Here is a 10390-nt window from a genome sequence, read left to right on the forward strand (position 1 = left end):
GTCTGCGCGGTCTGGGGAGGTCGTAACGCATACCCGAGGGAGGACCGTGCAGCCATGCGTGAGTTGATCGTGTTGAGCGTCGTTCTTGCAGCCGTTTCCGCCGCCGCGGAAGACGAAAACTGGCGGTTGCCCCTCAACGAAAAAGACCGAATCCTCGAAGACAACATCGTCAAACGCCACAACATTCTTGGGCTATATCCGTCGCTCGTGGAAGTGCCTCGGGACGGCGGGCCACAAGACATCTCCACGGCCACGCCGTTTTCGGATGTGGCGCACGCGGTGTGTTGGACGTCGAATCATCTTGCGGGCTTGTCATACAAGTATGCCTTCCTCAAGAAATCGGGCGCACCCGCGGAGGAACTCGCGGCGGCCAAGAAGCGCGTGGACGAAGTGTTTGAAGGGGTGTACCGCTGTCAGCGCGTGACGGGAGTGCGCGGGCTTCAGGCGCGCGGTTATTTTCTGGGTCACGGCCCTGTCTACGAGGAGCGGCTTGGCTCGAAGCGCAGTGACGAGTGGCATCAGGGCGAGGTGGACGGGCAGCCGCTGCGGTGGCGGGCCGATCCGAGTCATCACAACTACAGCGACGCCATCCATGGTCTTGGTCAATACTACGATCTCGCCGCGGAAGGCGCACAGAAGGACCGGTGCCGCGACGCGATCGATGCCTTGGTGAGCTACTGGGTCGACAACGATCTCGTCATATACAACCTCGGGCATGTGCGGCCGGAACCTATTCTCGGCTTTACCGACGGGAAAACCCTGAACACGCGCATCATGATGGCGATCGGGGGCGCGAAGGTGGCCTATCACGCGACCGGAAAGGAGAAGTTCAAGGCGGTCTACGACAAGCTCGTGGCCGATTATGGCGTGCGTGGGCTCAAGCATTTCGAGACGGAGCGCGACTACGACGACGCGGAGCACGTGTTCTGTCACCTGGAGAATCTGTTCCGCCTCGAAGACGATCCTGAATTGCGTGCAGGGTATCGCGTTGTCGCGGATGGGTTGTGGGCCAACCATAAAAACGATGCACAAAGCCTGTTTACATACCTCTATTACGCCGTTGCGCCGGACGCGCCCGACAAAGACAAGTCGCTGAAGGAAGCCCTGTATTCGTTGCAGACGTTTCCCACCGACATGACGGTACGTCCGCGCATGAACAGCCTGCGTAAGGATCTCAAGCCGCCGTATCCGGCGTATCTCGCGGCATGGGACAACGAATACATCTGGAAAGAGAATCTGCTCAAGCCCGATGGTTGGATAAGCCGGACGGTTGTGGATGTTGCGGTGTCGTTTGAAGACCCCAACGTGCTGTTCGCCGTCGACGAAAAGGGCGGATTGTATATCTCCACCGATGCGGCATCGACCGAACGCGGCTGGCAACCCATCGATCATGCGCTGCTCAAACCCGTGCGCGCCGTGGAAGCGGGCGCGAAGTCGCGCATTGTGTACGTGGCGTGCGACGACGGCTTCTATGTGTCGACCACGGAAGGCACAACGTGGGAGCGCATGCCGGTGCCATCGGATGGCGGCACACCGCAAGACGTGCTCGTAGACCCGGCGAATCCCAACATCGTGTTTGCGGTAACGACAAATGGCGCATACCGGTGTCGCGATTTGGGTAGCGGGTTCGTGGGGCAGAGCTGGGAAACGCTTACGGAAGGTGCTCCTGCGAGCGCGTTGGCAATCAAGGTGGCGCCCGGATCGCCGGGGCGCGTGTACGCGTTGTACAAGACCGCGCTGCTTACGCGAACGCTCGACGGCGGCGCCTGGACGCGCGGAGGCAATACCGGACTCGGTTACTACACCGAGATCTATCCGTGGCTCGCCGTAAACCCGGCCAATCCCGATCACGTCGTCATGGGAGCGAAGACGCATTTCGGCGGCGTGGACGTGAGCACCTTGCTGGTGCAATCAAAAGACGCCGGACAGACGTGGGACAACACACGTGATGGCGTCTATCAGAAATACCTCAAGGGAGGCTACGAAGCCGTCAAGCCGATGTTCATTCAAGGTGAGATCGCGGCGCCGGTATTTGCCGGGGCCAAAGGCGAGGTGATGTTTGCGGGCGGCGAACACCCGGCGCTTAAGAGCGTCGACGGCGGCGCGACATGGCAGGAAAAGACGGCGGGCTTCGACATTCCGCTGGCGCGCACGCTGCTCGCGCCGCGCAACAGCGACTGGGTGTTTTCGGGAACGCCCGCGGGACTCTACTTCTCCAAAGACGGCGGCGAGACCTGGCAAGACGGTCACCTGTGCCTGCAATTCACCAAGAACGAGCGGCGCGAACTCGGCGGCGCGGAATTCGCCGACGCCTTTTGGCGCGCCCGCTTCTACGGCTTCATCGACGACACGACCGCCGCCGCGCGGTATGAGGGGAAATAGAGACTCCGAATCGTTTGCGACATAGCTTTCCATCTCGGCATGATTTAGACGATGGTGAACTTCTTTGAATACTGATTTAATTATCAGTATTATCTTGTCGAAGGGGAGAGCATGGCGACCGCATCGCGCATAGAATGGACCGAGGCCACCTGGAATCCGGTAACGGGCTGTACAAAGATCAGCGCGGGGTGTAAGCACTGCTATGCCGAACGCATGGCGAAACGCTTGCAGGCGATGGGGGTGCCTCAGTATCGCGATGGTTTCAAGCTGACTCTTCAGGAGGATGCTCTCGAGCTTCCGCGCCGGTGGAAGAAATCGCGCCTGATTTTCGTGAATTCAATGAGCGATCTTTTCCACAAGGATGTTCCGCTCGAATTCATACAGCGCGTGTTTGCAGTCATGAACGAATGCAGCCAGCACCGTTTCCAAGTGCTCACCAAGAGGCCGGAAATTGCCGCATCCCATGCTTCAAGTCTCCGCTGGACTCCCAATATCTGGATGGGCGCCAGTGTCGAGAACCAGCGTGTTCTCGGACGCATAGATCACCTCAAGCAAATCCCCGCGAAAGTTCGTTTTCTTTCTCTTGAACCTCTACTCGGTCCCTTGCCGCACCTCCCGCTCGAGGGGATTCACTGGGTCATCGTGGGCGGTGAATCGGGTCCTGGCGCGCGCTTGATGAAAGAAGAATGGGTCACCGATATCCAGCAGCAATGCGTCCGCGCACACGTGCCGTTCTTCTTCAAGCAATGGGGCGGGGTGAATAAGCACCGGACGGGACGTATACTGAAGGGGAAATCCTATAGTGCTATGCCTGCATAGTCCCGCTAGTAACTTAAGCATTTCATCTTCTTGGGGGCAGTGCCTAAATGGAAATTCCAGATTTTTATGATGACCGGGAGCAGACTCTAGTCAAGCACGTAGTCCTCAGGACTTACCTTGAGCGCTTCGCGCACATCATTGGCAATTGGTGCAAATCAATAACGTATATTGATTGTTTCTCAGGCCCTTGGGAGTCCAGAGATGTCGCGCTCTCAGATACCTCATTTGGAATTGCCATTAAAGAACTAACGAAAGCAAGGGACGACCTGAGAGAGTCTCCTCTCAAGAAGAAGATGCGAGTGCGCTGTTGCTTTGTGGAGAAGGACCAAACTGCGGCGTCAAGGTTGCGTAGTTTCGCTGAGAGTGTGCCAGATGTCGAAATCAGAATTGTCAACAACACCTTTCAGGCGTCCATTCCTGAGATTCTTGAGTTCGTCAAGGCCGACCCAGATACGTTTGCTTTTTACTTTATCGACCCCAAAGGTTGGACTGGTTTCGACATGTCCACAATCAAACCGCTTTTTGCAAACACACGCTCAGAAGTCCTCGTCAACTTCATGTCCTATCACATAAATAGGTTCATCAGAGTACCCGATTATGCCGACAGCTTCATTGGTCTGTATGGTTGCCACGATTTCTTATCGCGTATTGACGAACAATCTTCTGGGCGCGATTCGATTGAAGCGATGGTTCAAGTCTACTGCGACAATCTGAGGAAGTCCGGGGCATTTGAATTTGTGAGTTCTGCGTATGTAATTCACAGGGATATGGACTGCAAACACTATCACTTGATCTATGGCACCAGAAATATTAGGGGACTCGAGGAGTTCAGGAAAGCCGAGAGGAATGCCATGGAAGTTATGGAGCACGCTCGCAACCAAGTCAGGCAAAGAAGAGCCCTGGAGAGTGGTCAAGGGGAATTGTTCGGCAGTGAAGAGATCCAAGAGAGATGGCCGTACTATGAAGAGTTGCGAGAAACACAACTCAAAGCTACGCGTTCTGCACTTTTCGCGAAGCTCAAGGAGGACAAACGAGTTTCATTTGATGAATTCTGGAAGTTCTCTCTCCACTTTCCGTTGGTTTGGCACTCTGATGTCAGTAACTGGATTAAGGAGTGGAGGAAGTCTGATGGTCTTCAGATAGTTGGTTTGGCTTCAGGTGAGCGCACTCCTAAGTTTGGGAAGAATCACTCACTTGTGTTGTTGAAGTAGCCCAAATTCAGGCACATAGGAAGCTTTAATGAAGGATAGACGACTTGGTGCACTTCTGACGCGATTCTTGAAAAAAAGCCTGTCGATCTCGCTTGTCGCTGTGGCGGCGCTGTCTTCGGCTCCCTCCCGCGCCATGGACCGTGTGTGGACGAAGCCTGCGGGCCAATTCCGGATGGAGGCGGGGCCGTTAGTTGTTGAAGACGACGGAAAGCAGGAATTGCTTGCCGTCGATATCGGCGGCGAGGTGATGCACTGGGGCGTCGATGGGAAGGATATCGGCGCGGGACAGGACGGGCTTGTGGCGACGTTGCCGGAGGGGCGCTGGACGTCTACGCCCGCGCGGATTCCCGGCGATGCGCGCGCGAAGTTCGTGTTCGGCAGCGTGGAAGGATTGCTTGTCGCGTTGGATAGCACGTACCAGGAAGTGTGGCGTTACACGTTGCCCGGCGAGACAACCTGGTCGCGCGCGACGCCTCTTGCGGTTGACGCGGGCGGAGTGCGCCTCGTTGTCGGCGACAACTCCGGCTCCGTTACGTGTTTGAAGTCCGACGGCACAGTCGCATGGCGCAAGACGTTTCCGGGCGCATGCCGCACGTTTCCTCAACTCGCAACCATCGCCAATTCGCCGCGCGTGCTCATCCCCGTCGAAAACACGCTGTATTGCCTTGACCTCGATGGCAACGTCGCGTGGCAACGCGATCTCGGGGGACGCATTATATCGCGCGCCGAACTCCTCCCCCTGAATGGAAAGCAGTTGATACTCTGCGGGGCGGGTGCGGGCACGTTGCATGCTCTCGATGAGACGGGCGCTACCGTGTGGTCGGCGGAGGTCGGCGACGAGATCGATTGTTCGATCACGGTGATCCCGCGCGAGCCCGAGGAGCCGTTGGTTGTATGCGCGGGACTCTGGGGCAACCTCTACGCGTTTGACGCAAACGGCAAGCAATTGTGGACGCATGTGTTTCGCGCGAAGAACCGTGCGCGGCCGGTCGTGTTGGATGTGGATGGCAAAGCTCCCTCGGAGATCGTCGTGACATCATACAACAACCGCGCGTACGCCATCGGACAGGACGGCCGCCGAGTCGATGAAGTCCATCTGGGTGGTTCGGTCAACGGTTTTCCGGTGCTTGTGAAGGGCAGCCAGCCGAATACGGTGGACATGGTTCTGGTGACCGGCACGTTGCTGGCGGAACGGTATTCGCCTGGGCTTCCGCATGCGCCCTACAGAAGGGAAATTGACGAATCGCAATCTGCCGAGTCGTCCGTCTTCAGCGCGGAGGGGGCCATCGAAGTATCGTTTGCAGCACCGGAACGGGAAAACGAGTTTCCGTCCGTACTGATTTCCAATCCAACTGGCACGTGCATAGCCGTAAACGTCGAAGAGGCCGTCGCCATGGGCGAACCTCGCACTGTGGCTGGCGCGGTTTCATCGAGAACGTCGTTGACGCTGCCAATCCCCGGCCTTGCCGCGGACAAGAACGACATCCAAGTTCAGGTCTCGACTTCCGTGCGATTGCCGCGCGGCGAGCAGATGCAGACCGTAGTCCGGCATGTATCGCGTGTACTCTCGGCACAGCAAAATGCTCCCTTGTCGGCATGGGCAACGCTCCCCTACGCAACCTTCGATGAAACAAGGCTGGTTCCGTCACCCGCTGAGATCGAATGGGGCAAGACGCAGTCTATCGATGTCTTTCCCGTATATGTGGGCGAGATCGATCAAGGTGCGTGTGTCGTCGCGTCGTCGCTTGATGCGCCTCTTCGAACGCGGGTGGAGATCGAGCCGCCCAAGAGTTCCGGCGGCGCGACATTCGCCGGGACCATTGCCGCGTACAAGGCGGTTACGGTGGGCACGGTCAATGGCGAAACGGTCGCCGATGCGTTGCCATCACTGGGCGACTCCGGCGTGCTGGAAATCCCCGCGAAGCGCGCGGCCAAGCTGTGGTTGAGCATCGATGCGACGCGCGCCGAACCTGGCGACTACACCGGCACGATCACGATCCGTCCGCTGGGGCACGAAGCACCTGACGTCTCTCTGCCGATCGTGATTCGTGTCGTGGATTTGCGCATGAAGCGGCCGTTCCCGTTGACGCTGTGCACGTGGGACTACATCCCCAACAATTGGTTTCCGAACAATGCCGAGGCCGTGTTGGATGGCATGGCGCAACATGGCGTGAATGTGTTTCCTCGTAATGTGAACGCGAAAGCGGCCTATGAGAACGGGGAACTTACGTTCGACTGGACGGCCTTCGACGAAGAGCTGGCGCGCATGAAAGGGCGCGGGCAGTTGTTGTTCCACGTTTCCGATCCGGCCATTGAGTTCAAGGGCGAGGTCAGTGAACCGGATCGACACACCGCAAAGGTCGAGTATGTGCGGGCGTTTCGCGATCACCTCTCGGAGGCGGGTATCGGTTACGACGATTTCGCGTTGTACCCCGTTGACGAACCGGGCCTCGACTACGGTCCGCGCATTCCCGTCTTTATCGAGGCGGCCTCGCTGTTTCGCGAGGCCGACCCCAAGATACGCATCTACACAGACCCGGTGCCGGGCCTTTCGTGGCGCGACTATCAACGCATCGCGCCGTATGTGGACGTGTGGTGTCCGAACATGCGTCTCGTGACCGGACTGGCCGTAGACGACCCGCGCATCGTGGACATTATGAAAAGCGGCAAACCCGTGTGGTCGTACGAATGCGTCTCGCAAGTAAAGTCGCTGTCTCCGTTGCGTTACAACCGCGCCAACGCGTGGCGCGCGTTCTACTTTGGACTCGACGGAATCGGGCACTGGACCTTCAGCACGACGCAGCAGAATATGTGGTTCGCCAACGCCGACAAGAACGACGAATATGCGCTGGTCTATCCGGGCGACTTGCCCGTCCCGAGCGTGCGTTGGGAGGCCGTTCGCGACGGATTGGAGGACGTGGCCGCCGCAACGATGCTGCGCGAACTTGCCGACCGCCGCCGTGGAAGCAGCACGAAGGAGGATCTGGTGGCGCAAGCGGATGAAGCGGTGCGCACGATCTCCGGAACTATTCTTGAAAGCGCTGACGAGGCCTTCGTCGAAAGCCGCGATTTTCTCAAGGCGGGCGATCGTCGAATATGGCACACGTGGCTAGACGCATCCGCATTCCAGACCTACCGTGAACGTATTGCGGAGTTGAGTCTGGAGTTGTCCAAATAGGTTTGTGCCCTTTTCGAGCGCGGGCGCATTACATGTCCCGGTAGTGTTCCGGGTAAAGTTCTTTGGCGCAGTCGGGACAAATGCTATGGCTGAAGACAAGGTCTGTGTGTTTCAGCAGATAGCTTTCAAGCTGATTCCAATACCCCTTGTCGTCGCGTATCTTCTTGCAGGAACTGCATATGGGCATGAGTTCCGCGAGTTTCTTGATGTCCTCGCGCGCCACGGTCAGTTCTCGGGTGCGCTCTTCAACGGTCCTGTTCAGCATCGCTTTGTATTCAAGCTCGACGGTGCGGATACGGTCTGCCAGCGCCAACGCAAACAAGAGCAACGTAAGCGTGAATCCAAGCGGGATCGCATATTCCGTTGAAATGGTTTGGGGCAGTATGCGCATCGTCGCAAGGACGGTGTAAAACGAGCCGAGACTGTACGTGAGCCATGCGAGCATCATGACACGCGCCGGCTTATAGCCCGAGGCCCAGCAATGCGCAGCAATCGCAGCCATGATGAAGGGACCAAGCGTCGCCAGGACGTGCGCGGCGAAGTTGGCCGCCAGGTGGCTGCCGAGTGCCCCAATCGCAATGGTCAAACACACGATCATGAGTCCCACGATCAACTTGTCCGCGGTTGATCGCTGCTTGTGCAGTTCGAGAAAGCTGCGCGAGAAAATGAGTCCAAAGAAGAAAGTCATGCCGTAGAAGAAGATGATGGAGCGGTCCGCCCACCACGTCGAAGACGGCCAGAACCATTGGAAAGCCGTTCCGTTCATCGATGCCTGATAAAAGAGGAATGACAGTATGAGCACGAAACAATAGAAATAGGTCCGGTCTCGCAACGCCACCATCAAAACGGCGTTATGCAGCAACAGGCAAACGACGGCCCCGTAAAAGAACCCCCACGCAATTTCGATTCGCAGCGCGTGGCGGTGGAAAGCCCGTTCAGTATACAAGCCGACGTTGAAACGCGACGCCCCCCGATTGTCGACGCGCAAATAGCACGTGGTTTCCATGTTCTGGCGAAGACGGAATGCGAAAGCCGGGTTTCGGAAATCGACGGGCCATTCGTCATACGGCACGGAATTGCCGCTGCGCCATACGCGCGCCGTGGAGTCGCTGCGAAACACGTAGAGAGAGACGTTATTTAAGCGGGGATTGGAGACTTCCAGAATCCACTCTACATTTTGGGCAGAACTGTTGTGAAGACGAAATCGAAACCACGACACCGACTCGGCCAAGCCCAGGTTGAAACTTTCGGACGTGTGCGGCCGGAAACGCGCCGACGCGGCCCCGCTGGACACTTCGGCGATCGTCAGAACGCCGCCGGGATCGTCCAATTGCTCCACTTCGGCGCCAAGAGGGTAGGTGTCTCTTGCGTCGTTGAGAATGACTGGAGCAAGGGAAGCAACAGGCGTTTGCCCCCAAACCAAGTTACACCACGGCGGCACAAGAAATGCCCAAACGGCTAAGCACAGACTGTGCTTCACGCACTTACCCCCTGTCTCGCAGAGAGGGTATCCTTCCCCTCAGTATCCCTATTCTACCATGTATTTGAATTCTGCGTTGCGGCGCATGTCCGGCTCTGGCATAGTCATCTTCGCTGTCCGTAATCCAAATGTGCACATAAACGAGGGGGTCGCGATGGAAACCGCGCTTCGTACGGTACGAGACATCGAAGAGGGGTTGGCTTCGTTTTCCTGGATGGACCCGCACACGCACGTCGACGCCGCACATCTGACGGCGCGCGGACTCGACGACATTCTTCTCTATCACATGGTGGTGAGCGATTTGTTCGCTGCTGGCTGTCCATCGGGGTCGCGTCTGGACGAGGACCGTTCACAAAAAGACGCCCATACCCGCCTTGCGGAAGCAATTCCTTACCTGGCGCGCGCCCGCAATACCTTCATGGCCTCCGGCCTGCGCGCGATTCTTGTCGATCTCTACAACTGGCGGGAGCCGATCAACGAGTCGAATTGGCGGCGCCTTGACGAGATAATTCGCGAGCGCAGCCAGGACACCGCCTGGGCGCGCGACGTGACGCGCCGCGCCAACATCGCCCGAACGGGTACAGAACTGTGGCGGCAGCGCGACGGGTCAGCGGACGATCTGCTGCAGTATTCGCTGGAATGGGCGTTCTTCGCGCGCACGCAATGGGGCCAGCCGGATATTCCGGTGTTCGAGCTCGAGCGCGCTTGGAATGAACCGCAGGCGGGCGTGGCGATTCCCGTCACGTACAATCGGAAGACCGCGCCCCCGCTCAAGAAGACCATTCGGACCGTTGAAGACGTTCACGCCGCGGTTCTGCATTACTGCGATTTGATTCCGTACGGCACGGTACTCGCCACGGCGCAGCACATCTCCACCGACATCGAGTACAGCAACCCCAGCGATGGCCAGATGGCGGAAGCGCTAGAGCGGCGGGCGTCGGCAGGCGATGCCGAGCGCAACGTGTACGCGAGCTATATCCTGCACCGTTTTCTGAGCGAATTGGAGAAGCGCGAACAGCGGATCGTGTTTCAATTCTCTCTCGGCGCGGAGCCATTGCCCTACGAATCGTCATCGCGCGTCAGCCAGCGCACGATTGGGCAACTTGCCGACATCATCTCGCGTTACCCGCGCTTGCGGTTCATGTGTTTCCTGGGCAGCCGCCACGCGAACCAGGCGCTGTGCACGCTAGCACGCGAACTTCCCAACTTCTCCCTCGCGGGCTACTGGTGGCACAACTTCTTTCCGGGCGCGATCCAGCAGGTCATGGAAGAGCGCCTCGATATGCTCCCCGTCAATAAACAGATTGGATTCTTCAGCGA

Annotated in this window: 6 protein-coding genes; 5 read left to right on the forward strand and 1 reads right to left on the reverse strand. The window is 57.9% G+C overall.

Annotated elements, in window-relative coordinates; all coding sequences use genetic code 11:
- The 4 genes from K1Y02_22140 to K1Y02_22155 form a co-directional block, all read left to right on the forward strand.
- Positions 1-2382 (forward strand): hypothetical protein (locus K1Y02_22140; GenBank protein MBX7259079.1); only part of this gene is annotated, 2382 nt, incomplete at its 5' end.
- 111 nt (positions 2383-2493) lie between these two features.
- Positions 2494-3201 (forward strand): phage Gp37/Gp68 family protein, encoded by a 708-nt coding sequence (locus K1Y02_22145; protein MBX7259080.1) that lies wholly within the window; start codon positions 2494-2496, stop codon positions 3199-3201.
- 47 nt (positions 3202-3248) lie between these two features.
- Positions 3249-4412, forward strand: coding sequence for a three-Cys-motif partner protein TcmP (gene tcmP, locus K1Y02_22150; GenBank protein MBX7259081.1), 1164 nt, complete (start codon positions 3249-3251; stop codon positions 4410-4412).
- Positions 4413-4440: 28 nt separating this feature from the next.
- Positions 4441-7590, forward strand: a complete 3150-nt coding sequence (locus tag K1Y02_22155) for a PQQ-binding-like beta-propeller repeat protein (GenBank protein ID MBX7259082.1) — start codon at positions 4441-4443, stop codon at positions 7588-7590.
- Positions 7591-7618: 28 nt separating this feature from the next.
- On the opposite strand, the gene K1Y02_22160 is transcribed toward K1Y02_22155, so the two are convergent.
- A complete protein-coding gene (locus K1Y02_22160; GenBank protein ID MBX7259083.1) occupies positions 7619-9070 on the reverse strand; it encodes a hypothetical protein in 1452 nt (483 codons plus the stop codon).
- A 154-nt stretch (positions 9071-9224) separates the two neighbouring features.
- Between K1Y02_22160 and K1Y02_22165 the strand changes: the two genes are divergently transcribed.
- On the forward strand, positions 9225-10390 hold a 1166-nt coding region (locus tag K1Y02_22165; protein ID MBX7259084.1), incomplete at its 3' end, for a hypothetical protein.

Source organism: Candidatus Hydrogenedentota bacterium (assembly GCA_019695095.1).
Taxonomy (GTDB): domain Bacteria; phylum Hydrogenedentota; class Hydrogenedentia; order Hydrogenedentales; family SLHB01; genus JAIBAQ01.

Bases quoted from the DNA above. Each gene is read 5' to 3' on its own strand.
- K1Y02_22145 (MBX7259080.1), top strand. From the start codon at position 2,494: ATGGCGACCGCATCGCGCATAGAATGGACCGAGGCCACCTGGAATCCG.
- tcmP (MBX7259081.1), top strand. From the start codon at position 3,249: ATGGAAATTCCAGATTTTTATGATGACCGGGAGCAGACTCTAGTCAAG.
- K1Y02_22155 (MBX7259082.1), top strand. From the start codon at position 4,441: ATGAAGGATAGACGACTTGGTGCACTTCTGACGCGATTCTTGAAAAAA.